The sequence below is a fragment of the Brevibacterium sp. BDJS002 genome, assembly GCF_028201555.1.
Taxonomy (GTDB): domain Bacteria; phylum Actinomycetota; class Actinomycetes; order Actinomycetales; family Brevibacteriaceae; genus Brevibacterium; species Brevibacterium aurantiacum.
In genome coordinates, this window is the sequence record NZ_CP116392.1 from 2,152,422 (window position 1) to 2,176,333 (window position 23,912).

Sequence of the window (23,912 nt, forward strand, 5' to 3'; positions counted from 1 at the left end):
CTCGCCAAGGGCGAAAGCACACGCTGTCTGTTTGGACACAGGTGTGGATGATCACGTCCACATCGACAACGCGTAGAACTTGTTTTGTCAGTTCACCTGCTTCGCTGCCTGGACGAGAGTCCGGACTGCTGCCCCTGTGGCAGCGATCGGCGTGTAGCCGAATGCGGAGCCCGTGTTGAAACTCGGTCCGGCGATGTCGATGTGCGCCCAGTTGGCCTTCTCGCCGACGAATTCCTGGAGGAAGGCGCCGGCTGCGAGCATTCCGCCGGGTCGGGGACCGGAGTTCTTCAGGTCCGCCGCGTTCGAGTCGAAGCCGGAGAGCATCTCCTCGGGGATGGGCATCGCCCACATCTCCTCGCCGGCCTTCGTCGCCGAGGCGGTGATGAGGCTGCGTGCCTTCTCCGCTCCCATGACTCCGGAGGTGCGATTGCCCAGTGCCACGACCTGTGCACCTGTCAAGGTGGCCACGTCGATGAGGAGGTCGGGGTTCTCCGCGTCGGCGTCTGCCAGCGCATCGGCGAGGACCAGACGGCCCTCTGCATCGGTGTTGGTGACCTCAACGGTCTTGCCGCTTCGCATGTGCAGCACATCACTGGGGCGGGTGGCCGACGAGCCTGGCATGTTCTCGGCCAGCGGCAGCCACGCAGTCGCCCGGACCGGCAGTTCCAGGTCTGCGATCGCGAACAGGGCCTGAACCACAGCGGCGGCACCTGCCATATCGGACTTCATGTCCTCCATGCTCGCTGCCGGCTTGAGGGAGATTCCGCCGGAGTCGAAGGTGATTCCCTTGCCGACGAAGCTGACATGGCGTTCGGCGCCCTTGGGGGAGTACTCGACCTTGACCAGGCGCGGTCCCCGGGTCGAGCCCTGACCGACGCCGATGATTCCACCGTATCCGCCTGCCTTGAGTTCCTTCTCGCCGAGGACACTGACCTTGAGCTTTCGCTCCTTGCCCTGGTCTTTGACGCGCTGGGCGAAGGACTCGGGGTAGAGGTCGAGGGGAGGCGTGTTGACCAGATCGCGGGCACGGTTCGTCGCTGCGGCGATGATGGCGCCGGTGGCGTGCGCGGCCGAGTGCTCCTTGCTCTTGGGCCCGAGGATGGTCACGGTGCCGGGCACCTTGTCTGAGTCCTCGCTGCGGTAGTCGATGAACCGGTAGGCACCGAGTGCGGCACCGACGGTGACAGCTTCGATGGCTTCGGCGCTCAGTGCCGGAAGGCCCACGGCGATCGAATCCACACCGTCGAGGGCGCGCAGGGCATTGCCTGCGGCGCGACGCAGCACCTCGTGTGACTTTGCTGCGGCGTCAGTGCCGCGTGCTGTGGCGTCGAAGTCACCGAGTCCGACTAAGAGGATGCTTGTGGCGGAGAACCCTTTGGGAGCGGCCACGCGGGCCGTGGATCCGGCCTTGCCGGAGAATTCGATGGCCCGAGCCACGTCTTCCAAGGCTGTTCGTGCGGACTTTGCGGTCTCGAGCCCGAGAACCTTGTCGTCGGCGACTCCCAGCACCAGAACGGAAGCGGTGGCTTTCACGAGGGTGGTCGAAGAGTAGCCGGTGGGCGTGGATGCACTGGGCATATATTCCCTTTCATCGTCTTTGAACGTTGAATCGATCCTAATGCCATTTCGCGGGGGATGGATAAACGGCGACCGTTCTGAGCAGGGATCTGCGTGAATTCCTGATGTCAGCCAACTATCCCGTCTGACGTTCGGGTCACCGCCTGGCATATTCTGGTGGGTGTGTACTCACTTATCTTCAAACTCTTCTTCGCCCCTATGGATGCCGAACGTGCACATCATGTGTCGTTCACAGCGCTGAAAATCCTCGACTCCGTCCCCGGTCTGGGCCGTCTGCTGCGTCTGGTCCTAGCCCGCGGCACTCGAGACGAGGTGAATGTCCTGGGTCTGCGGTTCCCCAACCGCCTCGGGCTTGCTGCCGGCTTCGACAAGAACGGTGAGGGGATTCGCGCGCTCTCGGCGCTGGGCTTCGGCCACATCGAGGTCGGCACCATCACCGCTCATGCTCAGCCCGGCAACGACAAGCCTCGACTGTTTCGACTGCGCAACAATATTGCGCTGCTCAATCGGATGGGCTTCAACAATCAGGGCGCCCGGCAGGCCGCATTCAACATCGAGGGGCAACGGAAGTCCATTGCCTCCCTACCCGCGAGACAGCGACCGCTCATCGGGATCAACATCGGCAAGACCAAGGTCGTCGACGCCGCCGATGCGGTCGAGGACTATGCGAGTTCAGCGCGGTTCTGTGCACCTCTGGCTGACTACCTCGTCATCAATGTCAGTTCACCCAACACTCCGGGGCTGCGTGACCTGCAGTCCGTGTCTAGCCTGGAACCCATCATCGACGCCGTGCGCTCTGCCGCCGCCGAGGTGGTCCCAGCTCCGCGCTCCACGCTCGGTCATGTGCCCCTGTTGGTGAAGATCGCCCCCGACCTCAGCGACGAAGACGTCATCGATATCTGTGAACTGGCCATGCGTGCAGGAGTCGACGGCCTCATCACCACCAACACCACGATTGATCGGGACGTGCTCACCGGTCGGGAGGCTGACTTCGCCCGCAGTCAGGCCGGAGGCATCTCGGGCCGACCATTGGCCCCTCGGTCGATGGAGGTTCTGCGCTTGGTCAAAGCCACCGTGGGTGAGCGCCTCAGCATCATCTCGGTCGGGGGAATCGTCGATGCCAACGACATCAGCGCCCGGCTTGCGGCGGGCGCTGATCTGGTTCAATCCTATTCGGAGATGATCTATTCCGGTCCGTTCTGGCCAGGACGGATCATCCGTGGAGCAAGGTCGAGAACTCTGCTCACTCGGGGTACTGGCGGCGCTTGACCTGTGGCTTGGGCATGCGCAGCGGCCGAATCTGGACGCTGCGCATGATCGCGTAGAACGCCAGGCCTCGTTCGACGGTTCCGAACTTGGCGCGCAGCCGGCCCTTGAGGATGTAGTTGACGATGACACCGTCGAGGATGACCAGCGCCAACAGGCCCCAGACCGCGTAGGTGAAGTACTGCTGAATGGCCACGGGCTGGGTGAACGCCACAACCAGGATCAGAATAGCGGCAGGGATGAACAGCTCTCCGATCGAGAATCGGGCGTCGATGTAGTCGCGGACGTAACGACGCTGAGGCCCCTTGTCACGGCGAGTCAGGTACTGCTCTTCGCCGTTCATCATGCCGATGCGGGCACGGTCACGGTCCTTGCGCGTCTGCTCCTTGGCCCGCTGGTTCGCCACCTTGCGATCCTTCGACACCAGTGGCTGCTTACGCACCGATTCCTGTTGGCTGCGCTTAGGCGTCGGCCGTCCTTTCTTCTGCTCAGCCTCACGCTGCGGGGCAGCATCAGGGCGTGAACCGTCATTGTTCACCGGTCGATTGTCGGAGGATTGCGCATCCTCATGAGTTTTTTTGCTTCCGAACACCTAATGAATACTACCTTTGGAGAATGAGCGAATCGACTTCAGCACTTGACAGTGCCCAATTGCATGCCGAACTCGACACTATTTTCGACGAGGTCATCGACAAACTGACTGATCTTGTGGCGATCCCCTCGGTCGCGTGGCCGAGTTTCGATCCCGCACACGTACGAGCCAGCGCCGAAGCAGTCGCCAGCCTCGCCCGCGACCTCGGGCTCGACGTCGAAATCCTGACCGCAGCTCAGGAAGACGGAACCGAGGGCTATCCGGCTGTGGTCGCCTCGGTCCCGGCACCTGCTGGAGCCCCGACTGTGCTGCTCTACGCCCACCATGACGTTCAGCCTCCAGGCAAGTCTGAGGCCTGGACTACCGACCCCTTCACAGCCACCAGAACGGGGGACCGGCTCTATGGCCGTGGCGCCGCAGATGACAAGGCCGGCATCATGGTCCACCTCACTGCACTTCGTCTCCTGTCGGACCGCCTCGGCGTAGGTGTGACTCTCTTCATCGAAGGTGAGGAAGAGGCCGGCAGCCCCAGCTTCCGCAACTTCCTCGAGACCTACCAGGACAAACTCGCCGCAGATGTCATCGTCGTGGCAGATTCCGGCAACTGGGCGGCGGGCACACCGGCCCTGACGACGAGTCTGCGCGGAATGTGCGCGGTCGAATTTGAGATCTCCACGCTTGATCACGCCGTGCATTCGGGCATGTACGGAGGCATCGTCCCCGATGCGATGCTGGCGATGACTCGCGTGTTGAGCAGCCTCCATGATGAGAACGGCTCGGTTGCCGTCAGCGGGCTGAAGTCGCAGGCCCAGAGCGAGATCGACTACGAGGAGTCGACGATCCGGGACGACTCCGGTGTCCTCGACTCGACTGCGCTCATCGGCACAGGATCATTGGCTTCGCGTCTCTGGACGCAGCCGTCGATCACCGTCATCGGTCTCGACATCCCTGACGTCGATGTGTCGTCGAATACTCTCCAGTCGAGCCTGCGGGCGAAGTTGTCGATTCGACTGGCACCCGGTGACACTCCGGACAATGCCGTCGAAGCAGTCGAGAGGCACCTGCGTGAGAATCTTCCCTTCGGTGCCGAGCTGACCATCGGAGACACGGAGGGCGGCAGCCCGTGGCAAGCCGATATGAGTGATCCTGTGGTGCAGACCGCACAGCAGGCGCTCAACGAGGCCTGGGGGCAGGATTCTGTGACCATGGGCATCGGCGGCTCGATCCCGTTCATCGCCGATCTCCTCGACGTGTTCCCTCAGGCATCTATCTTGGTCACCGGAGTCGAGGACCCGGACGCCAGGGCACACAGCGCCAATGAGTCGCTGTATCTGCCCGATTTCAAGGCGGCCATCGTCGCAGAGGCACTCCTTCTTCAGAAATTGGCACACGGATGCGGGTTGTTGGGGAATAGGTTCGCTGACTATTACGTTGTCCGCGGTGTAGCCTGGAGACAGGCAGGATCGAAATAAGGAGTAACCATGACTGTGACGAACGAAGCGATGGCCACGCACGAGGTCGAACTGTCGAGCACGGCAGCCGAGAAGGTGCGCAGCCTGTTGCAGCAGGAAGGTCGCGATGACCTTCGTCTGCGTGTGGCCGTTCAGCCCGGCGGCTGCTCCGGCCTGATCTACCAGCTCTACTTCGACGAGCGCCAGCTCGACGGTGACGCTGTCCGTGACTTCGACGGCGTCGAGGTCATCGTTGATCGGATGAGCGTGCCCTACCTCGGCGGTTCGACCATCGATTTCGCCGACACCATTGAGAAGCAGGGATTCACGATCGACAATCCGAATGCCGGGGGATCCTGCGCATGCGGTGACTCGTTCCACTGATGCCGAACCGCTGAAACAGACCTGAAAGTCACTGAGATGGACCTGGAAGATCTGCGCGCCGTGTCATACACGGCAACGCAGGCCCAGGTCCTCTCTTCGTATCGGGCCGGACTGTTCCCGATGGGAATCGGCAGTGGCGGCACCGGTCGCATGGGCTGGTGGGGTCCGCGGCGTCGAGGGGTCCTCCTCCCCGGAGATCTCAAAGTCAGCAAGAGCCTGCGCAAATCGATGCGCCATTTCGAATGCAGCGTCAACACAGACTTCGAACACGTCATCCGGGCTTGTGCTGACCCCAGCAGGCCCGGCAGTTGGATCACCGAAGACATCATCAGCCTCTACCTGGGTCTCCACAAAGACGGGTGGGCCCATTCGGTGGAGATCAGATCCGAAGGCATCCTCGTCGGGGGTCTCTACGGCGTCGCCATGGGGTCGTTCTTCGCCGGAGAATCGATGTTCCATACACGGCGCGATGCTTCCAAAGCCGCACTCGTCCACCTGGTCTCTCTCTTCGACGAAACCCTTGACAATCATCCCTCGGAGCCCGGGGCGAAGAACGCTGTCTCGAGCGCTCCCACCTCGATTGATAATGACGATGACCACCACAGATGGCTCATCGATACACAGTGGCAGACCTCACACCTGGCCAGTCTCGGCGTGTCGGAGATCAGCGGTCTCGAGTACTCCACTCGGCTAGATTCCGCTCTCCGCGGGGATCGTTGTCAGGTTATTCTCAACAAATGATCATTTGCATGTGAATTTCTACCGCTTGTAGCGGTACTCTGGTAACTGACATAGTAAGAATTCGTCTTTGGGGCACCCCGAGGCGAATAAGGTTGTGAAAGGCTGCACGTGGATTCTCCGAATCAGGCAGGACCGGGAAAGTCCTGGGCGAAGCGGCTCGGCACTCTGGGCGCCGTCGCTGTACTGGCGTTGTTGTCCGGCTGCACGAAAGAGCAAGTCTCCACAGGATTCTTCCCCGCCGAATCGAAGGGCGCCACCAACCACACCGAGGCATACACCTCTCTGTGGAACGGCGCATGGATCGCCCTGCTGATTGTGGGGCTGATCGTCTGGGGGCTCATCCTGTGGGCGATGGTCGCTTACCGCCGCCGCAAGAACGATCGCGGACTGCCTGTGCAGCTGCGCTACAGTATGCCGATCGAAATCCTGTTCACGGTCACCCCAGTCATCCTGGTTCTCGGATTCTTCTTCCAGACCGTACAGGTCATGGAGAAGACCACCGACGACACCACACCAGGTGAACAGGTCATCGAAGTCGCCGCCAAACAGTGGTCATGGGACTTCAACTACGTCAATCAAGACGTGTACTTCGCAGGAACACAGGCGCCCCTCGATGGCAGTGAGAAACCGGGGGAGAACGCACCGACCCTCTACCTTCCGGTCGACACCGACCTTGAGATCAAGCTCCGTTCACGCGATGTCATTCACTCGTTCTGGGTCCCCGCTTTCCTCGAGAAGCGCGACATGATTCCTGGTCTCGACCAGAGTCTGAATCTGCGCGCTGAGAAGGAAGGCGAGTACGTGGGCAAGTGTGCCGAGCTTTGTGGTGAATTCCACTCGGAGATGCTCTTCAATGTGAAGGTCGTGTCCAAGGACGAGTTCGAGGAGTATACAAAGTCACTCGGCGACCAAGGCAACACCGGTCAGCTTGGCCCTGAGTATGATCGCAACTGGTACCCGAAAGAAGGTGCTGAAAAATGACCGCAACGATCAATCAGCCTACCCTTGACGCCCCTGTTGTTCCGCGGAGCAAGGGAAAGATCATCGTCGACTGGATCACGTCGACCGACCACAAGACGATCGGGTACATGTACCTGATTGGGTCGTTCTTCTTTTTCTGCATCGGCGGCGTCATGGCGCTCATCATCCGGCTCGAGCTCTTCGACCCAGGCATGCAGATCATTGAGACGAAAGAACAGTACAACCAGCTGTTCACGATGCACGGCACCCTCATGTTGCTGATGTTCGCCACCCCGCTGTTCGCGGGCTTCGCAAACGTGATCATGCCACTGCAGATCGGTGCTCCCGACGTGGCTTTCCCACGCCTGAATGCCTTCTCCTTCTGGATGTTTCTCTTCGGCTCGCTGGTCGCTCTCTCCGGGTTCCTCACTCCTCAAGGTGCAGCGTCGTTCGGTTGGACCGCGTATGCTCCGTTGAGCAATACGACCTTTACGCCTGGTGCCGGCGGTAACCTCTGGGTACTCGGGTTGGCTATACAGGGCTTCGGAACCATCCTCGGATCGGTCAACTTCATCACCACCGTCATCACGATGCGTGCTCCAGGTATGACCATGTTCCGTATGCCCATCTTCAGCTGGAACGTCCTAATCACCGGCATTCTGGTTCTCATGGCGTTCCAGCCCCTCGCAGCTGCTCTGCTGGTGCTGGGAGCTGATCGAATACTGGGGTCCCAGGTCTTCAGTCCGGCTAATGGCGGACCGATACTATGGCAGCACTTATTCTGGTTCTTCGGTCACCCGGAGGTCTATGTGATTGCCCTGCCCTTCTTCGGCATCGTCACCGAGATTTTCCCGGTGTTCAGTCGAAAGCCCGTCTTCGGCTACAAGGAACTGGTCTTCGCGACGATTTCAATTGCGGCACTGTCTGTGACCGTGTGGGCCCACCACATGTATGTCACTGGTGTTGTCGCCCTGCCGTTCTTCGCGTTCATGACGATGCTCATCGCTATTCCGACGGGAGTGAAGTTCTTCAACTGGGTTGGCACGATGTGGCGAGGGTCGATCACCTTCGAGACGCCTATGGTCTGGTCCATCGGGTTCCTCGTCACATTTCTCTTCGGTGGCCTCACCGGTGTCATCCTGGCCAGCCCTGCCCTTGATCAGGCGGTCTCGGACTCCTACTTCGTTGTCGCGCACTTCCACTACGTGGTCTTCGGGACTGTCGTGTTCGCAATGTTCGCCGGGTTCTACTTCTGGTGGCCGAAGTGGACCGGCAGGATGCTCAACGAGAAGCTCGGGCACATCCACTTCTGGATGCTGTTCATCGGCTTCCACGCGACCTTCCTTGTTCAGCACTGGCTGGGTGTTGCCGGGATGCCCCGTCGTTACGCCGACTACCTGCCGCAGGATGGCTTCACCTGGATGAACCAGGTGTCGACTGTCGGGGCGATGCTGTTGGGCCTGTCCATGGTTCCGTTCTTCTGGAACGTGTGGATCACCGCTCGCAACGCACCGAAGGTCACGGTCGACGATCCGTGGGGTTACGGCGGTTCACTGGAGTGGGCGACTTCATGCCCACCTCCACGCCACAACTTCACCTCTCTGCCGCGCATCCGTTCCGAGCGCCCGGCATTCGATGTGAACCACCCCGAACTGCTCGAGCACGCCGGGCACGGTGCCGGTGAACCACAACTCGCCGGAGGTGACGTCAAATGAAATCATCGATCTATGTTTTCAACTTCTGCGCCATCTTCTTCGTCGCAGTAGCCGTTGTCTATGGTATCTATACCGACTTCACAGAACTCGTCGGCTTTCCGGCACTTCTGCTCGTCGGAGCGATGTCGGGGATGATCGGCGTCTACCTGTGGCTGACAGACCGGCGAGTCGGTCGACAGCCTCAGGACTCAGAGCATGCTGAGATCTCGGATGCCGATGCGGATTACGGGTTCTTCAGTCCATGGAGCTGGTGGCCCATTGTCTCCGCCGCCGCGGTTGCAGTGTCGTTCTATGGAATCGCAATGGGTTGGTGGATCTTCCCCTTCGGCGCCGTCCTCGGCGTTGTGGCTCTCGTCGGCATTTCGTTCGAACACGATCGTGGAGATCACGCCCACTGATTCGTTCCAGACCGAACACTGATATCGGATAGCGCTAAGGGCCCGGACTCCTTCGAGTCCGGGCCCTCGCTGTACTCACGTACAGTCTTATGGAACAGTCCAAGAGGAGCAGGCACCACACCGGCAAGTTCTTCCGTGGCAAAGAACTGCCAGGCGATCTGCCAGATCGCTGTCACCACCTCGACAACCAGGAGTGTCTGCAGAGCCCCGAGAGGACCAGGCCGGACGAGTGCAGAGCTCAGCGCCTCACCTCGACGAGCCTTCGCTCCTAGGTGTGTGGGTCTGAAATGTCTCGAAGGATCGTAGGCACCCGCCGACTCAGATCCTCGGCAACGATGGTGATCACCCACAGTGGTGGCCATCGGCCCTGACAAGGCTCTCGCCTCTGCTCGTACCTCCTCATCCGGACAGGCCTGGGCCCCTCACCCTGTCTCAGGTGGTAGCCATTGCCCCGATTACGGGTGGAAACGAGGCAATGGCGCGGAGTTTGCGGAGGTTATGACACACCGCATGTAACACCCACTCACACTTGACCGCCGCCAACCCCCGCAACCGGAGCTGCCCGGCCGCTTGCCTCGTTTTCATCTGCCCGAACACCGGCTCCACGATCGCCTTTCGCCGGGCATAATGGGCACGATCGTCGGGTTGTCGCAGCCGGTGGGCCATCGCTTCACGGACAGTCGCATCCGCGGGCACCGGAGCATCCGGGCCGGGAAACGATTCACCGGCACGTTCACGGCCCGTCGCGACCAGCACCGTTCCCGCCAGGTCTTCGGCCGCGGTGAGATTCGCGTTCGAACAGTACCCGGCGTCACCCAGAAACACGCCCGGGTGTTGATCAATGTCAGCCTCAGCGAGTTGATCGACCATGGTCTCGTGCATCGGCACCAGTTGCTGAACGTCTGTGGCCTTGCCGGTGAGGTCGGTGGTAATGATGACCTGAGCGGTCTCATCAACAATGGCTTGCCCGTTGTAGGCATAGTCGAATCCGTGATTGGTCTTCATCATCCGCGACTCCGGATCCGTGAAGTTCCTTTGCGTTTTCGCCTGAGGTACAGCCTTCTCGGCTGCTTCCTCAGCGACGGTGTCCTGTTCCTCGGCGCTGGCGTGTTTCTTCGCAGCCTTGTCTCGTGCCTTCGCCGCTGCCCGGGCTTTGGCCTCGGTCTCGATATCGGCCTTCGCGGCTTTCAGTTTCGCGATACGACGCTGACGGTGGCGCAGTTCGTCCGGGATCTCATCACCACGCTGATCGTGACCGTATTCGGCATCCTCGACCTCATCGGTGTCTTCGGCAGCCGCCAGAAGTGAGTCGACCTCGGACTGTAAGGCTTGAATCTTGGTATCCATCCGGTCATAGCTCATCGCTTTGTGTTTCGAGGCGTTGGCATCGAGTTTCGTCCCGTCGAGAGCGACTCGACCCAGTTGGACCATGCCCGCCTGGGCACACACGGCCAACACTTGAGTGAACAGGCCAGCGACGGCGTTGAGGTGGCGTTTGCGAAACCTCGCCAGAGACCGGTAGTCCGGGGTCTGGTTACCCGTCAACCAGCGGAAGGCGATATCCCGGTGGCAGGCTTTCTCGATCTTGCGGGAACTGGTGATCCCAGTCGAGTAGGCGTAGAGGAGGACTTTGAGCATCATCGCTGGCTCGTACGGGGGCCCACCCCGCAGGTTTTCGTAGGAGGCATAAATGTCGGTCAGGTCGAGGACATGTTCGACGATCTCGGAGATGAATCGGGCTTCGTCATCGCCGGTCAGCCAGTCATCGAGGCTCGGTGGTAAGAGGAACTGTTGGGTTTGGTCGTAGTCGCGGAAGCGTTTAGCCTCTCCGGCCGGACCGCCGACGGTGGCAGCGATACACGTTGCCTGGTGTCCATGGTGAACAGTTCATCATTGCCCGTATCCATTCCACTATTTTACCTGGTCAACCATGCCGACAGGGAGTTTTTCGGGTGTGTTTCCTCATCCGATTCTCGGCAGAGTCGGCGTGTCCTGCTCCATGATGGTGATTACTGACCCACACACCTAGTGCGTGACGACTCGGAGCATTACGAGCTGCTGGACCAATCACCCGGGAGATTCTGCGAAAGTCGCGCTGCGGGACTTCATAGGCCAACAGGCCGCAGCTCGCGACCGGGAGGTCGTGTAAGATTCTGAAAGCTTTGACCCACTCGCTTTCGGTGGCTGCATGTGCGTGCCTGTTGACGTCCTCTCCGTGATACTTTCAGCCTTCACCTTCGGCGTGTTGGTTTACTCGATCTCCACCGCCGGTCCGCCCCACTCACAGTGGCGGCGAACTGCTGAATCTGTAGCCACTCAACTTGTTGTTTGACCTCTCAGGATGGGTGATCAGCCGTGTTCGCGGCGTGTCGTCGACATGGGAAGCGCCACTGCTTGCATGCTGATTGTGTTAGCAAAGACGCAAAGAACGGTGGCTCTTCCCATGGTTATCACCGACGACAACCTCACACAACTGCAGCGACACGGCGCCCGTCGAGACCTCGATACATTTCGGACCAACGTGTATCAGTGCTGCACTCTGCGCTCGGAAGCACTATTCGAACTCGCCGACGCACTGGCATGCTCGACCGGGTGTCAACGGCCATTAGGAATTGCCCACCTGTCGTTAGAAGCCGGACAAGAACGCGGTCACGGGGGCGTCTACGACGCCCTCAATGCCGGGTCCATCGACGAAGACGACCTCGGCAGGGTCTTGGCGCAGGCTCCGATTCCCACGATCCACACGCCCGATGGCAAGGACGAGATCGTGCTGGCCGTGGACGTGTCGAATTGGTTGCGGCCAGCAGCCGGGACGAGTCCCGGCTGATCATTCTGCGCCGTCTATGCTCGGGGACGGGGCCGAGCGGATATGATCTCGGGCTGGCCCGACTCATTCGTCGCGGCCCTGGAAACAGGAGCGGCATCGTGGACAGCGATCCTTGACGCGACCCGCTTGACGCCCGATGCCACAGCCGTGACTGCGAAACAGCTGCTCCGTTTCGTCGAGAACCTCATGGCAGGCGTCGTTGACAAGGCGGCCACTGGCATCCCGGCGACCCGGACATCCTCATCGTCGCCGATGCCGATCGATTAGACACCGTCATCATAGCCTTGAAGCGGTTCGGGGTTGCCCTATTGAACGAGGCTTTATGTCATCGGAGGGGCAGAAATCGTGGCCGTCACTGGGCAGTCCTACTGGCCAGGAGTGGGCATTTCTACTGTCCGCCTATGGGCAGTTTTCCATGGCGACCAACAGGCGTTGTGTGACCGGCGTATCTCAGCCCAGTTTTCCGTCGTGATCATGCCTCCTAGCATGCAACGGGGGTCAATTTTCATCCGTCGCCTAGGGGTCATTATTCACCCGTCGTTGACACCTGCCATCCAAAGCACCTTCTATACAGCTCTTCCAGATCATCACCGACCTGTGTGAGTATTCGATGGTGTGAGCACCACTGACTATTGCGGTTGAGCGCCACCCGATATTGCCTTTCAGCGCCACTGGGTCGTAGCGGTGCGCGGTGGCGCAGGCATCGCGATACTCGCTGTGCAATAGTTTCAGCGTAACCCCGACGCGAGCGAGTTCGCGGTGGACTTCACTCCAATCAGGTTGGGCGTAGACACTCTCATGCTGGCCACGGCCAGGAAACAGTCGAGCGTAGACATCGGCATCCGGCATCCCCGCTGCCTCGTCGCAGGAGAGCCCCAGGGCATCAGCGGCGGCGATGACCGCGTCGACGGAATGCCTCGACTTGCTCTGAGCGGCAATTTGGCGCCGTGAGAGCCCTTCAGATCGGAGGTGAAGCACCAACTGAGTGTGTCAACCCCATTTGGCCCCACTGTGATGCTTTGATTTGGCCCCACCCCGGCATGTGTGGTCGTGCTTGCTGAACGTGTTGGTCAAGTGGTCACGGTTGCCTCCCGTGCCCGAGTGGTACGCAACCGGTAGGAACTGGTGCCGGTGTTGATGATGTGAGCGTTAAACGTCAACCGATCAACAACGGCCGCGGCCAGACGCGGATCGGCAAACGTCGCACCCCACTGACTGAACGAGGCATTCGAGGCTGTAGCAATCGATGCGCGTTCCTCACGTTCGGTGATGATCTGGAAGAGCAACTCGGCTCCACGAGAATCGAGGCTGACATAACCCAGCTCATCAAGGCACAACAGATCCAGACGGGCATAGCGGCCCACCACCCGGGAGAGCTGCTTGGAATCAGCGGCCTCGGTGAGTTCGTTAACCAGGGCCGCTGTCGTCACGTAACGGACTCTGCGTCCCTGCTCGGCCGCTGCGGTCCCCAAACCGATCAGCAGATGCGTCTTACCCGTCCCGGAATCGCCGAGCAGGACGAGGGGCTCACCAGCATCGATCCAGGCTCCGGTGGCCAGGGTCGCCAACCGGGCCGGGGGTAAGTCCTCGATCACGGTGGGGTCGAAGTCGGCCAGGTGCTTGGTCCGGGGGAACTTCGCCTCCTTAATCCGCCGGATACGGCGGCGGGCATCGCGATCATCACACTCCGCGGCCAGGACCTCAGCCAGGTAGGCCTTGTGGGACAGTCGCTCCCGGGCCGCTGCCTCGGCCAGCACCCCGGCCTGGTCGCGGATAGTGGGCATGAACAGGCTCCGGCAGGCCGTGGTGATCGCGGCCTCGGCGGCCTGATCGCCCAGTGCAGTCACCGCCGGTGTCGACGCCAAGGCAGTCTCGGCATTCATGCTCCCACCACCCCGACCAGCTCGTCATAGGCGCCCAGGCCCGGGACCGGCCGGTCCCGGGCTGGTCCAGCATGGGCCGGGACCACCACCGCCGGTGGCGGGGTCGTGGCCTGGCCTGCCCGGCGGGCCTCGACGGCGACGAGATCAGCATCGAAGCGTCCCAGCCCGGTCGCGACTGTGATGCCGGTGGCGATATCACCGACGGGCAGGCTGCGGTTCAATAACAGCACACCGATGAGCGCACGAGTCCCGGCCGCGTCGCCGAGCTGTCTGCGCGCGCCATCCCAGAACCGCTGATGAGCCTCGGTGAACGCACCGGCCCTCCGGGCCTTCGTCAACGCTGTGGCCCCGGCCAATGCTCCAGGCTTGCGCGACAGCACCTCCAGGTAGTGATCGAGGACCAGGTCTTCGGTGTACTTATGCAGCGACCGGGTATGGACGGCGATCACCGCACCCTCGGCGACTGCGGTGACCGCCGTTGCCCCCAAACGCACCTGGACGCGTCTGCCGGCGTAGCGGGCCGGGACAGAATAATACGATTGGCGTACGCACACCCTGGCTCGGGCATCGACGCGACACGACAGGGTCTGCGTGGCATCGAAGGCATCATCAGGCAAACCCCGCAGCCCGGGCAGCTCCCGGGCCGCCGCGGCCCCAACCGTCTCGATCCGGCCGGTGATCTTGCGATCGTCGTCACCAGCATCGGCGGCAGCCATGAAAGCGTTGAGCTCGGCCAGGGATGCGAACTCGGGCACCGGCACCAGATGACGGCGCCTAAACCGGCCGACCTCACCCTCGACACCGCCCTTCTCATGAGCACCCTCAATGCCGGGCTGGCAGAAGAAACTGTCGAACCCGTAGTGTGACCGCAGACCGATGAACCGCGGATTCTCATCCCGGCCCCGGCCCCGGCCCAACAGAACCCGCACCACCGCCGGAGTCAGGTTGTCATAGCGGATCATGCCCGTCGGGACCCCACCGAGCCGGTCGAAGGCCTGGACGTGACCGTCCAGGAACGACTCCTGAGCCTGGTTGGCGTAGGCGATATGCACGGCCTTGCCCGAATGCGACAGGCGCAGGATGAACATCCACAGCTTCAACCACACCCCACCGATCAGCGCATTGAACTCCCCGAAGTCGACCTCGGCCTCCTCAGCAGGGGCATGCGTCTGCGGGACCTTCACATCCAGAGACTGATCGAAGATATCTCGGCGCAGCTCGGCGACCAGGGTCCGCACACTCGACTCCGCGACATCGACTCCTTCCTCCTCGACAAGGCGCTGCCATACCCGCCGGGCGGTATGTCGCTGCCTACGGGGGACCTCCTTATCAGCGACTAGCCACCCGCGCACCGTGGCTACGTGGGCACCGAGAACCGGGGCCACCCGGGCCGGAACCTTCCGCGGCGGGGGTACCGCATCAGCCAACGCCTGACGTATCGTCCTGCGGTGGACCTTGTACTTCTGAGCCAGCTGTCTAATCGACATTTCATTATCTCTGCGGTCTCGTCGGATATTCTCGAACTGCTCCACTCTCGACATCTCCTTCATGTGCCCCACCTCTTCGTGATCGTCTTGGTCGACATCACGAACGGTACGGCTGGTAGGTCGGGGGTGGGGCCAAATCAGAGGATCATTGTTGCTCCAAGCGGGGCCATTTCAGACTGTCACACTCACCGATCGACACCCAGGAGAGGTGGCGTTCAAAGACGAGGTCAGTGCCGCCCAAGAAGCCGAATATTCACCTGTGCTCATCCCTGGATTCTTCTTGCATCATCTCCCCGAAGCAAGCCTGACGCAACATCGCCACAGCGGCTGCAAGTGCCCCCGACCAAATTGGTCGGGGCACTTTGGTATCCGCGCAGCCCGGTACACACCGATGAACCTCGTCGACGACATCTCGGTTCGAGCCACCCTCGACAGTTGGTGACCTACGCTACTCATATCCTCAGTCTGGATGTCGACTCGCCGGTTCGTCGATGCCCTTCACTGCGCAATCTGAACGGACAGGCGGGGAAGCAGGTTGAGTATTCGATGGTGTGAGCGGAGGCTACGACGTCTCCATTGCTGGTGCTGATTCACCGTCCGGTGCAGGGTGTCGGAACCTCCCTGTACGCCGCAGCTCGGGTGTCGAGCCGGGTCGCACGTGGAATGACCGAACAGATCCCAGCACCACCTCGGTGATGGTGAAGGTTTCAGTATGAACGGTCGACCGTCGCTCGCAGGATGACGACAGCTCAAACACTCAGTTCGAATGTTCAGCGGCGCACGATGACTGTACGACGGAGGGGCCCGACATAAACTGTCGGGCCCCTCCGTCGTACCGTCGATTCGTCAGAATCAGGTCATCTGAACTCGGACTCGATCAGTGACCGAGCTGGTTGTGAGTGTTCGACTCAACCGAATGATGGTCATGGTGTGATGCTTCGAGCTCCTGCTTCGTCACTGGCGCAACACGGTCCTCGAAGAAGAACTTGGAGAGCTTCGCACGGATCTTCTCGAGTCCGGTGATCTTACCTTCCGCATTCGGCTCCGCCGGCGTATAAGTGGGCGACTCAAACGCTGTCAGCTTCCACAATTTGTGCGGAGGCAGCGCCTCGTGACGCTCGAGGAACTCACCATGTGGGAGTCGGATGATCTGGGCCGTCTCCCGTCCGTGCAGTGCGATCTCACGATCCTTGCGCTGCAGACCGATGCACATACGCTTCGTGATCATGTACCCGATGATCGGTCCAACGAAGAACACGATGCGGAAGATGTAGATCATATCGTTGAGTGACATCTGGAAGAACACCGCAATGATGTCACCGGAAGCGGCCGCCCACATATTGCAGTAGAAGATGATGCCTGCAACACCGATGGCGGTGCGGGTGGGGTTGTTGCGCGGTCGATCGAGGATGTGGTGCTCACGCTTGTCCTTGAGCAGCCAAGACTCGAAGAACGGGTAGATGAACATCGCACCGAAGACGCCGCCCATGACAATGACCGCGCTGTTGATATTCAGCGAGATCGGCCAACCTGCGATGTAGAATTCGAGCCAGCCTGGAACAATGCGCAGGAATCCGTCAGCCCAGCCAATGTACCAGTCCGGTTGAGTGCCTGCCGAGACCGGTGATGGGTCGTACGGCCCGTAATTCCAGATCGGGTTGATCGTGAACAGAGCTGAGATCAGGGAGATGAGACCGAAGATGAGGAAAAAGAAGCCTCCGCCCTTGGCTGCGAATGTCGGCAGAACAGGCTCGCCCACCACGTTCTTCTCGGTGTTGCCGGCACCTGGGTACTGCGTGTGCTTGTGCACGACGACGAACACCAGGTGGATACCGATCAGAGCGATCAGCAACGCGGGAACGATCATGATATGGAGGGAGTAGAGCCTGGCGACGATGTCGGTGCCCGGGAACTCTCCGCCGAAGATGAAGAAGGAGAGATACGTTCCGACCAGGGGCAGTGATTTGACGATTCCGTCAATGATTCGTAGACCGTTGCCCGAGAGCAGATCATCGGGCAGTGAATAGCCAGTGAAACCAGCTGCCATACCCATGATGACAAGGAGCACACCGACGATCCAATTGAGCTCACGTGGCCTGCGGAATGCGCCGGTGAAGAAGACACGCAGCATGTGGATGCTCAGCGCAGCAACGAACAGCAGTGCGCCCCAGTGGTGCATCTGACGGATGAACAGACCGCCGCGAATCTCGAATGAGATCGCCAGGGTCGAGTTGTACGCTTCCGAGATCTCGACGCCTCGCAGCGGAGCCCAAGGGCCTTCGTAATGAAGCTCGCCCATCGCGGGGGTGAAGAAGAAGGTCAGGAATGTGCCGGAGAGAATGACGATGACGAAGCTGTAGAGAGCGACCTCACCGAGCATGAAGGACCAGTGGGAAGGAAAGATCTTCCGACCGAATTCACGCACGAGGACAGAGGCCCCAGCGCGCGTTTCAGTGAAGTTTGCTGCTTTCCCGACGGCTGTTGTGGGTTGTGTAGTACTCATGGGTGATTGATCTCCCAGAACGTAGGTCCGACGGGCTCAGGGAAGTCCGACTGTGCGACCAGGTACCCTTCGCTGTCGACCGAGATGGGCAACTGCGGCAGTGGGCGCTTGGCCGGGCCGAAAATGACCTTGCAGTGTTCGGTCACATCGAAGGTCGACTGGTGGCAGGGGCAGAGCAGGTGGTGTGTCTGGTGCTCATACAGTGCGACCGGGCAACCGACGTGGGTGCAGATCTTGGAGTACGCGACAATGCCATCGTGTGACCAGTCCTTGCGATCCGGATCCTCTTTGAGGTCTTTGGGATCAATGCGCATCAGGAGAACGGCGGCCTTGGCCTTCTCATTGAGCGGGTGATCGCTGATCTCTTCATCGCCAATGCCCGATGGCAGCACGTGGAAGGCCGAACCGATGGTGACGTCGACTGCCTTGATCGGGCGTTCGGATTCCACCGATGGAATGCCGCCCGGGTCCTGGATGAGGCGAATGCCTTCGCCCCAGAGTGTGGTGAACAGCTTGTCCCCGGGTAGTGGGCCCAAGTCACGGAATACGAGGACTGCGGGCAGGGGAGCGATGGCCAGTGCCGCGATCAGCGTATTGCGCAGGAGAGGACGTCGGGCGATTCCTGACTCTTCCTTGGCCTGGTGCAGGATCTCAAGGGCAACTGCCTGATCCTCTTCACTGCCACCGATGTCGTGACGCTCATCGATTCCCTCATGATCGCTCATGAGGTTCTTCGCCCACAGGACGGCGCCTACGCCGATGGAGAACATCGCTACCGCGGCACCAAGGCCGATGGAGGTATTGTGGAGTCGAATGCTCTGCATCGTCTCGCCGGGAGAGAACAGGAAGTAGGCGACGATGAACCAGATGGTTCCGATCATCGACAGCACGAACCACAACGCCACTTGGCGTTCGGCGACCTTTGCGGCCTTCGGATCACGGTCGGCGATCCGCGGCTTGTGTTCCGGCAGCCCTGGGTTCGTGAAGCCATTCAACTCCTCGAGCTGGCTGCCGCCGCCGAAGTGGTCTTTCGAGGTCATTGAATTCCCCGTCTTTTCTCGTGGTGGTTACTGAACGACACTGGCTGGCTCACTTCGCCCTGGATGACAGCCATACTGTCAGTCCGATGACTGCGCTGAGTCCGAAGAACCAGATGAAGAGGCCTTCAGCCACTGGTCCCAGCGATCCGAGCTTGAATCCGCCGGGAGAGGGGGTCTCCGTCACCTCTTTGACATAGGCGATCACGTCGCGCTTGTCATCGGGAGTCAGGTTCGCGTCGTTGAAGATTGGCATATTCTGCGGACCGGTCTGCATCGCTTCGTACAGGTGCTTCTCGGAGACATCCGCCAGGTTCGGTGCGTATTTGCCTCGGGTCAGAGCACCGCCGGCGCCGACCACGTTGTGGCACATGGCGCAGTTGGTGCGGAAGAGACTACCGCCTGCAGCAGGATCACCCTTAGACGCATCGAGGTTTTCGTCCTCAGGGACGGCGGGACCGGGGCCCAGCGATGCGACATAGGCAGCGAGCTGCGCAGTCTGCTCGTCGTCGAACTGAGGTTCCTTGGCGCGGGCCTGCGGCCCGTTGGCCTGCAATGGCATACGGCCCGTTCCGACTTGGAAGTCGACTGCCGCGGCACCGACCCCGATGAGGCCCGGTCCGGCCTTCGAGCCCTCACCGTTGAGACCGTGACATGTTGCACAGTTCGCAACGAAGAGCTTCTGGCCTTCATCGATGTCCGAGGCACTGGCCGTATCGGCTTTGGCACTCGAGGTCTGAGTGAAGAGAGCGTATGCTCCGCCTGTCAGCAACAAGCCCACCAAGAGCAGCACAACCAGCGCCATTGGATGCCTGCGGCGATCTGCTAAAAGCTTCACGTGATCGTCCTTTGCTTGAAATTTTGTGAGTCCGAATGGCCGAGCATCTCGAGCCGACTACTGGAGGAGGTAAATGACTCCGAAGAGACCAACCCAGACGACGTCGACGAAGTGCCAATAGTAGGACACGCAAATCGCGAATGTGGCTTCGTGATGGCCGAACTTCTTGGCTCCGTATGCTCGTCCGATCACAAGCAGGAAGCAGACGAGTCCAATGGTCACGTGAATACCGTGGAAGCCTGTGGTCAGGTAGAAGACGGAGCCATAGCCATTAGAGTCAATGGCAATGCCCTCGCTGACCAGGGTGGCGTATTCCATGACCTGGCCAGAGACGAAGACAGCGCCCAGCAGGAATGTGAGGTAGAACCACTCGACCATTCCCCATTTGGCGAGGTTGAACAGTGAACCCGTCCGACGCGGCCGGAACCTTTCTGCTGCGAATACGCCCAGCTGGCAGGTGAACGAAGACGACACCAGAATGATCGTGTTGCCGAGCGCATACGGAATGTCGAGGACCTCAGTCTGAGACTCCCATAATTCCGGCACGACGGATCGAATGGTGAAGTACATGGCGAAGAGCGCGGCAAAGAACATCAGGTCGCTCGCGAGGAACACGATGAAGCCCACCGTGGTCACATTCGGACGATTGACAACCGGATGTGCTGGCGCTGTTTGAGATGCAGTGGCAGTTGACACAACTCCATTATTACTCGTCTCGGGGTGAGTTTTCATCTTTTACCCAGCTTTCGGTGAATATTTTTCTACACGGTGTAGCGAAAACCTTGATTTGGTGCCGGAATCTCGTAGTCGGATCACCGTGCCCCCCGCGTGTCGAAGACAGGATAAGATGCCGCAGGTAAGTTCCATCTCGTTGTCAGAGGTGGTGGAAGTCCCTTAAGGAAAGTTCATTCGGATGACGGAGACACCGCGTACGACAAGCCCGGAAACACAGGATTCCGGGCTCCGAACCACACCCCAGGGCACCACCTATAGCTGGCCCGATCTGCTCATGACGCTCATGCACCAGCAGGATCTCGACGAGGCCGCCGCCGTCTGGGCTATGGACCAGATCATGTCGGGACGGACAGCCGATGTGACAATGGCCGCATTTCTCGTGGCACACCACACAAAGGGCGAGACCGTCGCCGAGATAGCCGGTTTGGTCTCCGCGATGATGGACCACGCCGTGCCGCTGCCGGGTCTTGAGGATTCGGTCGACATCGTCGGCACCGGTGGCGATCGGGCGAAGACTGCCAACATCTCCTCAACGGCAGCGATGATCATCTCCGCGAGCGGGCAGCGCGTCGTCAAGCATGGCAACCGTGCGACGTCGTCGGCCTCCGGCTCCGCCGATGTGCTCGAGGCTCTCGGTGTCCGCTTCGACATCACCCCGGAACAGACAGGCATCATCGCGAAGGAAGTCGGCCTGGCATTCTGCTTCGCCAACGTCTTCCACCCGTCGATGCAGTTCGTGGCGGCAGTGCGTCGTCAGATCAGCGTCCCGACCGCGTTCAACATCCTCGGACCGCTGACGAACCCGGCCCGTGCCCGTCACACCGCGATCGGCGTCGCTGATGCTCAGATGGCGCCTCTGGTCGTCGGCACCTTGGCCAAGCGCGGTCACCAGGCAGTCGTGTTCCGCTCGAGAGACGGATTGGACGAACTGAGCAACACGACGTCAACGATGTGTGGGAGATTCGTCACGGCGAGGTCGAACATATGACCTTCGATGCCCTTGACCTGGGCTTTGAACGTGTCACAAAGAACGATCTGCGTGGCGGCGGGCCCGAACAGAACGCTGAGATCACCCGATCGGTGCTCAACGGAGAGAAGTCAGCGGTACGCGACATCGTGCTCATCAATACAGCAGCGGCACTCGTCGCAGCCGATGAGTCTGCCGTGGGCAGCCTGACCGAGCGGATGGCGGCGAAAGTGACCATTGCAGAGGAAACGGTAGACGCAGGCCTCGGTGCGCAGAAGCTCGACCAGCTGATCGCAGTCTCACACAGGGTCGCCGAGACGAACCGTCCCTGATTCCTGCGCGTGGAAATTGGCCCCGGTGCGGGGGAGCGACCAAGCTCCCCGCATCGAGGTCAGAGTCGCCGACTGCAGCCATTGGGACAGGAGCCTTGTCTCTTCCGCCAGCGAGTCGGATGCTGCTGGAAGCTTCCCTGGTGCAGGAACCCATTCCGCTGTCGCGCGAATGGCAACGAAGGCCTCGTCGATTCCCCGCGAGCCACGAGAGTGTGCAACGGCGGCCAGCTTCCCATGTCGGATGACGGCGAGATCGAAACCTCCTTCGTACCCCGGAGCGTACGCAAGGATCTCAGGGACATCTCGCAGAGCACGAACGGATTCGGCCCGTGCGGCGTTTGCAAGTCCCGAACGCATGGCATCGCGCACCTCGGCGGCTGTCTCATACCTGGCTTCGGTGGCCAATCTCGACATTCTCTGTGTGCACAGATCACGCAGCGTTGAGAAGTCACCGTCCATGACCGCGAACAGATCGCTGATGTCGGCCAGGTACGCCTGCCTGTCGGTCACGCCAGCGCAGGGACCTCCGCACTGACCGACCTGGGAACTCACGCACGGGCGGTGCGATCCGAGATTGGCGGAGGTGATCTTCGCCGTGCATCGTTTGACGGGATAGAGGGTGTCGAGAAGCTCCTTCACCCCTTGGGCCGTCTTGCGTGACCGGAACGGGCCCATCGGTGTTGCAGGCGACTTCTCCAATGCGGTGTTCGAACGGACCACCGACAACCTCGGGTATGACTCATCGCTGAGAACGATCCACGAATTGCGTTCGGGGTTCTTCGACCGACGGTTATACGGCGGGGCGAGCTCTCCGATCAGGCGAATCTCTCTGACCTCGGCCTCGAGCGCGTGCGCGCATGGCAGGCAGCTGATCTCCTGAGCTGCTGTGATCATCTCAGCCATCCGACCGCGGTTCTCCGAAGCGTTGAAGTAGCCCCGGACTCGGCGCGCCATATTGCCGGATTTGCCGATGTAGAGGACTCGTCGAGTTCCATCGAGGAACATGTAGACGCCAGGTTCGGCCGGAACCCCTTTGGCCAAATGAGATTTGGCTTTGCGTTTCGCCCATCCGGCCTGGCGCACCGTCGCCAGCTCTTCGAGAGTTGTGATGCCATAGCCGCCGAATCGCTCCAGCACCCGGTGCAGCAGCTCTCCGGTGGCCTTGGCATCGGAGAGTGCCCTGTGGTCGGGAGAGACTTCGGTTCCGAAATGAGCGGCGAGAGTCGACAGTTTGTGATTTCGCACCTCATCGCGACTCACTACTCGCCGAGACAAGGTGACGGTGTCGAGGACAGTTGGCTGAGGCCAGTTGTAGTCGAGCTTCTCACACGCGGAGCGGAGGAAGCCGATGTCGAAGGGAGCATTGTGCGCAACCAGGACCGCACCGACGGAGAACTCCAGAAAGCTCGGCAGCACAGAGCGAATCGAGGGAGCATCATCGACCATAGCGTGTGTGATGCCGGTCAGTCGGGCCACGAACGGGCTGATCACCGATTCCTCGGGCTTGACCAGAGATTGAAACTCCCCGAGAACCTCGCCGCCGCGCATCTTGACCGCACCGATCTCCGTGATCTCCGATTTTCCGGCAGTTGTACCGGTTGTCTCCAGGTCGACTATGACGAAAGTGACCTCATGGAGCGGAGTGCCAAGACTGTCGAACGACAGCTGCGAGGAGGCGATTGCTGACGGCGCTCGGTCGAATGGGGTGGACATGGGCCCCAGTCTTTCACTCGCCCCTGACACAGGAGAAGGTCCGACGTTCGACTGCGACATCAGACCGAGGCGCCGTTGTCCTCGTCGGGCGAACGGTTCGTCGGAAGATGAAAGAACAGGCCGAGCGCTCCGCCGAGGCCGACAGCAATTCCGATCAACAGAAACCAGCCGGGCAGTGGGCGGAAGAAGATCGCGCCGAGGACCAACAGCAGGACAGCGCCGAACGTCGCGACCACAGAGAGCATCAGCGTCGGCGAGGCGGTGCGCCAGCCGATGGGTTCCGCTGGCCCGGGCTCCCAGCCCTCTTCCTCTTCGAGTCTCTCCCTGACCTCTTCAACAGGCATATCACCCATCATGGCGCTGGGCTCTGCTATCTGATTGACGAGATCCTCCCAGTGACTGTCACTGATGCGCGAAGAATCACCGAGCCGCTCGGACTCGGGAACCTCATCACGCCAATCCTCGTTCTTCTCCTCGTCCATGTCCTCTATCAGCAATCTTCTTG

Annotated in this window: 21 protein-coding genes and 1 pseudogene; 11 read left to right on the forward strand and 11 right to left on the reverse strand. The window is 60.6% G+C overall.

What is annotated here, in order from left to right; translation table 11 throughout:
• Positions 1-87: 87 nt before the first annotated feature.
• Complete coding sequence (locus PGC08_RS10100; RefSeq protein ID WP_271708365.1) at positions 88-1,578, reverse strand: leucyl aminopeptidase; 1,491 nt, start codon at positions 1,576-1,578, stop codon at positions 88-90.
• A gap of 162 nt (positions 1,579-1,740) precedes the next feature.
• Here PGC08_RS10100 and PGC08_RS10105 point away from each other — a divergent pair, with 162 nt between their 5' ends.
• Positions 1,741-2,847, forward strand: a complete 1,107-nt coding sequence (locus PGC08_RS10105; protein WP_096160710.1) for a quinone-dependent dihydroorotate dehydrogenase — start codon at positions 1,741-1,743, stop codon at positions 2,845-2,847.
• On the opposite strand, the gene PGC08_RS10110 is transcribed toward PGC08_RS10105, so the two are convergent.
• Positions 2,822-3,382: a DUF3043 domain-containing protein gene (locus PGC08_RS10110; protein ID WP_236850376.1), complete on the reverse strand. Its 561-nt coding sequence runs from the start codon at positions 3,380-3,382 to the stop codon at positions 2,822-2,824. The genes PGC08_RS10105 and PGC08_RS10110 overlap by 26 nt on opposite strands.
• Positions 3,383-3,459: 77 nt before the next feature.
• On the opposite strand from PGC08_RS10110, the gene PGC08_RS10115 reads away from it, so the two are divergent.
• From PGC08_RS10115 to PGC08_RS10140, 6 genes are all read left to right on the forward strand, one after another.
• Positions 3,460-4,908, forward strand: a complete 1,449-nt coding sequence (locus PGC08_RS10115; protein ID WP_271708366.1) for a dipeptidase — start codon at positions 3,460-3,462, stop codon at positions 4,906-4,908.
• Between the two features lie 9 nt (positions 4,909-4,917).
• On the forward strand, positions 4,918-5,271 hold the full coding sequence (locus tag PGC08_RS10120) for a HesB/IscA family protein (protein ID WP_009884650.1): 354 nt from the start codon (positions 4,918-4,920) through the stop codon (positions 5,269-5,271).
• 36 nt (positions 5,272-5,307) lie between these two features.
• Positions 5,308-6,012 carry a leucyl/phenylalanyl-tRNA--protein transferase gene (locus tag PGC08_RS10125; protein ID WP_096160711.1) on the forward strand — a complete coding sequence of 235 codons (705 nt, stop codon included), beginning with the start codon at positions 5,308-5,310 and terminating at the stop codon, positions 6,010-6,012.
• Between the two features lie 108 nt (positions 6,013-6,120).
• Positions 6,121-6,993: an aa3-type cytochrome oxidase subunit II gene (gene ctaC, locus PGC08_RS10130; RefSeq protein WP_271708367.1), complete on the forward strand. Its 873-nt coding sequence runs from the start codon at positions 6,121-6,123 to the stop codon at positions 6,991-6,993.
• Positions 6,990-8,687, forward strand: coding sequence for an aa3-type cytochrome oxidase subunit I (ctaD, locus tag PGC08_RS10135; RefSeq protein WP_271708368.1), 1,698 nt, complete (start codon positions 6,990-6,992; stop codon positions 8,685-8,687). The genes ctaC and ctaD overlap by 4 nt, the downstream gene beginning before the upstream one ends.
• Positions 8,684-9,085 carry a cytochrome c oxidase subunit 4 gene (locus PGC08_RS10140; RefSeq protein ID WP_271708369.1) on the forward strand — a complete coding sequence of 134 codons (402 nt, stop codon included), beginning with the start codon at positions 8,684-8,686 and terminating at the stop codon, positions 9,083-9,085. The genes ctaD and PGC08_RS10140 overlap by 4 nt, the downstream gene beginning before the upstream one ends.
• A 432-nt stretch (positions 9,086-9,517) precedes the next feature.
• Here PGC08_RS10140 and PGC08_RS10145 read toward each other — a convergent pair whose 3' ends face one another.
• Positions 9,518-10,942 carry an IS1182 family transposase gene (locus PGC08_RS10145; protein WP_271710061.1) on the reverse strand — a complete coding sequence of 475 codons (1,425 nt, stop codon included), beginning with the start codon at positions 10,940-10,942 and terminating at the stop codon, positions 9,518-9,520.
• Between the two features lie 586 nt (positions 10,943-11,528).
• Here PGC08_RS10145 and PGC08_RS10150 point away from each other — a divergent pair.
• From PGC08_RS10150 to PGC08_RS10160, 3 genes are all read left to right on the forward strand, one after another.
• Positions 11,529-11,912 (forward strand): transposase, encoded by a 384-nt coding sequence (locus PGC08_RS10150; protein ID WP_271708370.1) that lies wholly within the window; start codon positions 11,529-11,531, stop codon positions 11,910-11,912.
• A gap of 42 nt (positions 11,913-11,954) precedes the next feature.
• Positions 11,955-12,179 carry a hypothetical protein gene (locus PGC08_RS10155; protein ID WP_271708371.1) on the forward strand — a complete coding sequence of 75 codons (225 nt, stop codon included), beginning with the start codon at positions 11,955-11,957 and terminating at the stop codon, positions 12,177-12,179.
• Positions 12,180-12,671: 492 nt separating this feature from the next.
• Positions 12,672-12,863 (forward strand): hypothetical protein, encoded by a 192-nt coding sequence (locus PGC08_RS10160; RefSeq protein WP_271708372.1) that lies wholly within the window; start codon positions 12,672-12,674, stop codon positions 12,861-12,863.
• A 119-nt stretch (positions 12,864-12,982) separates the two neighbouring features.
• Here the strand turns inward: PGC08_RS10160 and istB are convergent, their stop codons facing one another.
• The 6 genes from istB to ctaE form a co-directional block, all read right to left on the reverse strand.
• A complete protein-coding gene (gene istB / locus PGC08_RS10165) occupies positions 12,983-13,795 on the reverse strand; it encodes an IS21-like element helper ATPase IstB (RefSeq protein ID WP_271708373.1) in 813 nt (270 codons plus the stop codon).
• Positions 13,792-15,336: an IS21 family transposase gene (istA, locus tag PGC08_RS10170; RefSeq protein ID WP_271710062.1), complete on the reverse strand. Its 1,545-nt coding sequence runs from the start codon at positions 15,334-15,336 to the stop codon at positions 13,792-13,794. Before istA ends, istB begins: the two co-directional genes overlap by 4 nt.
• A gap of 823 nt (positions 15,337-16,159) precedes the next feature.
• Positions 16,160-17,785 (reverse strand): cytochrome bc1 complex cytochrome b subunit, encoded by a 1,626-nt coding sequence (qcrB, locus tag PGC08_RS10175; protein WP_271708374.1) that lies wholly within the window; start codon positions 17,783-17,785, stop codon positions 16,160-16,162.
• A complete protein-coding gene (gene qcrA, locus PGC08_RS10180) occupies positions 17,782-18,825 on the reverse strand; it encodes a cytochrome bc1 complex Rieske iron-sulfur subunit (RefSeq protein ID WP_271708375.1) in 1,044 nt (347 codons plus the stop codon). The genes qcrB and qcrA overlap by 4 nt, the downstream gene beginning before the upstream one ends.
• Positions 18,826-18,874: 49 nt before the next feature.
• Complete coding sequence (gene qcrC, locus PGC08_RS10185; RefSeq protein ID WP_271708376.1) at positions 18,875-19,660, reverse strand: cytochrome bc1 complex diheme cytochrome c subunit; 786 nt, start codon at positions 19,658-19,660, stop codon at positions 18,875-18,877.
• 57 nt (positions 19,661-19,717) lie between these two features.
• Positions 19,718-20,392, reverse strand: coding sequence for an aa3-type cytochrome oxidase subunit III (ctaE, locus tag PGC08_RS10190; protein WP_442868134.1), 675 nt, complete (start codon positions 20,390-20,392; stop codon positions 19,718-19,720).
• A 181-nt stretch (positions 20,393-20,573) separates the two neighbouring features.
• On the opposite strand from ctaE, the pseudogene trpD reads away from it, so the two are divergent.
• Positions 20,574-21,694: pseudogene (trpD, locus tag PGC08_RS10195) on the forward strand (anthranilate phosphoribosyltransferase).
• Here trpD and PGC08_RS10200 read toward each other — a convergent pair.
• Together PGC08_RS10200 and PGC08_RS10205 are read right to left on the reverse strand one after the other, a co-directional pair.
• Complete coding sequence (locus PGC08_RS10200; RefSeq protein WP_271708377.1) at positions 21,662-23,407, reverse strand: DEDD exonuclease domain-containing protein; 1,746 nt, start codon at positions 23,405-23,407, stop codon at positions 21,662-21,664. The pseudogene trpD and the gene PGC08_RS10200 overlap by 33 nt on opposite strands.
• Before the next feature lie 59 nt (positions 23,408-23,466).
• Positions 23,467-23,889, reverse strand: coding sequence for a hypothetical protein (locus PGC08_RS10205; protein WP_271708378.1), 423 nt, complete (start codon positions 23,887-23,889; stop codon positions 23,467-23,469).
• Positions 23,890-23,912 lie beyond the last annotated feature (23 nt).

What these genes read in the sequence shown, in the direction of transcription:
- PGC08_RS10100 (WP_271708365.1), bottom strand. Translation starts at nt 1,578, where the DNA reads ATGCCCAGTGCATCCACGCCCACCGGCTACTCTTCGACCACCCTCGTG.
- PGC08_RS10115 (WP_271708366.1), top strand. Translation starts at nt 3,460, where the DNA reads ATGAGCGAATCGACTTCAGCACTTGACAGTGCCCAATTGCATGCCGAA.
- PGC08_RS10120 (WP_009884650.1), top strand. Translation starts at nt 4,918, where the DNA reads ATGACTGTGACGAACGAAGCGATGGCCACGCACGAGGTCGAACTGTCG.
- PGC08_RS10125 (WP_096160711.1), top strand. Translation starts at nt 5,308, where the DNA reads ATGGACCTGGAAGATCTGCGCGCCGTGTCATACACGGCAACGCAGGCC.
- ctaD (WP_271708368.1), top strand. Translation starts at nt 6,990, where the DNA reads ATGACCGCAACGATCAATCAGCCTACCCTTGACGCCCCTGTTGTTCCG.
- PGC08_RS10140 (WP_271708369.1), top strand. Translation starts at nt 8,684, where the DNA reads ATGAAATCATCGATCTATGTTTTCAACTTCTGCGCCATCTTCTTCGTC.
- PGC08_RS10150 (WP_271708370.1), top strand. Translation starts at nt 11,529, where the DNA reads ATGGTTATCACCGACGACAACCTCACACAACTGCAGCGACACGGCGCC.
- PGC08_RS10155 (WP_271708371.1), top strand. Translation starts at nt 11,955, where the DNA reads ATGATCTCGGGCTGGCCCGACTCATTCGTCGCGGCCCTGGAAACAGGA.
- istB (WP_271708373.1), bottom strand. Translation starts at nt 13,795, where the DNA reads ATGAATGCCGAGACTGCCTTGGCGTCGACACCGGCGGTGACTGCACTG.
- istA (WP_271710062.1), bottom strand. Translation starts at nt 15,336, where the DNA reads ATGTCGAGAGTGGAGCAGTTCGAGAATATCCGACGAGACCGCAGAGAT.
- qcrB (WP_271708374.1), bottom strand. Translation starts at nt 17,785, where the DNA reads ATGAGTACTACACAACCCACAACAGCCGTCGGGAAAGCAGCAAACTTC.
- qcrA (WP_271708375.1), bottom strand. Translation starts at nt 18,825, where the DNA reads ATGACCTCGAAAGACCACTTCGGCGGCGGCAGCCAGCTCGAGGAGTTG.
- ctaE (WP_442868134.1), bottom strand. Translation starts at nt 20,392, where the DNA reads ATGAAAACTCACCCCGAGACGAGTAATAATGGAGTTGTGTCAACTGCC.
- PGC08_RS10200 (WP_271708377.1), bottom strand. Translation starts at nt 23,407, where the DNA reads ATGTCCACCCCATTCGACCGAGCGCCGTCAGCAATCGCCTCCTCGCAG.
- PGC08_RS10205 (WP_271708378.1), bottom strand. Translation starts at nt 23,889, where the DNA reads ATGGACGAGGAGAAGAACGAGGATTGGCGTGATGAGGTTCCCGAGTCC.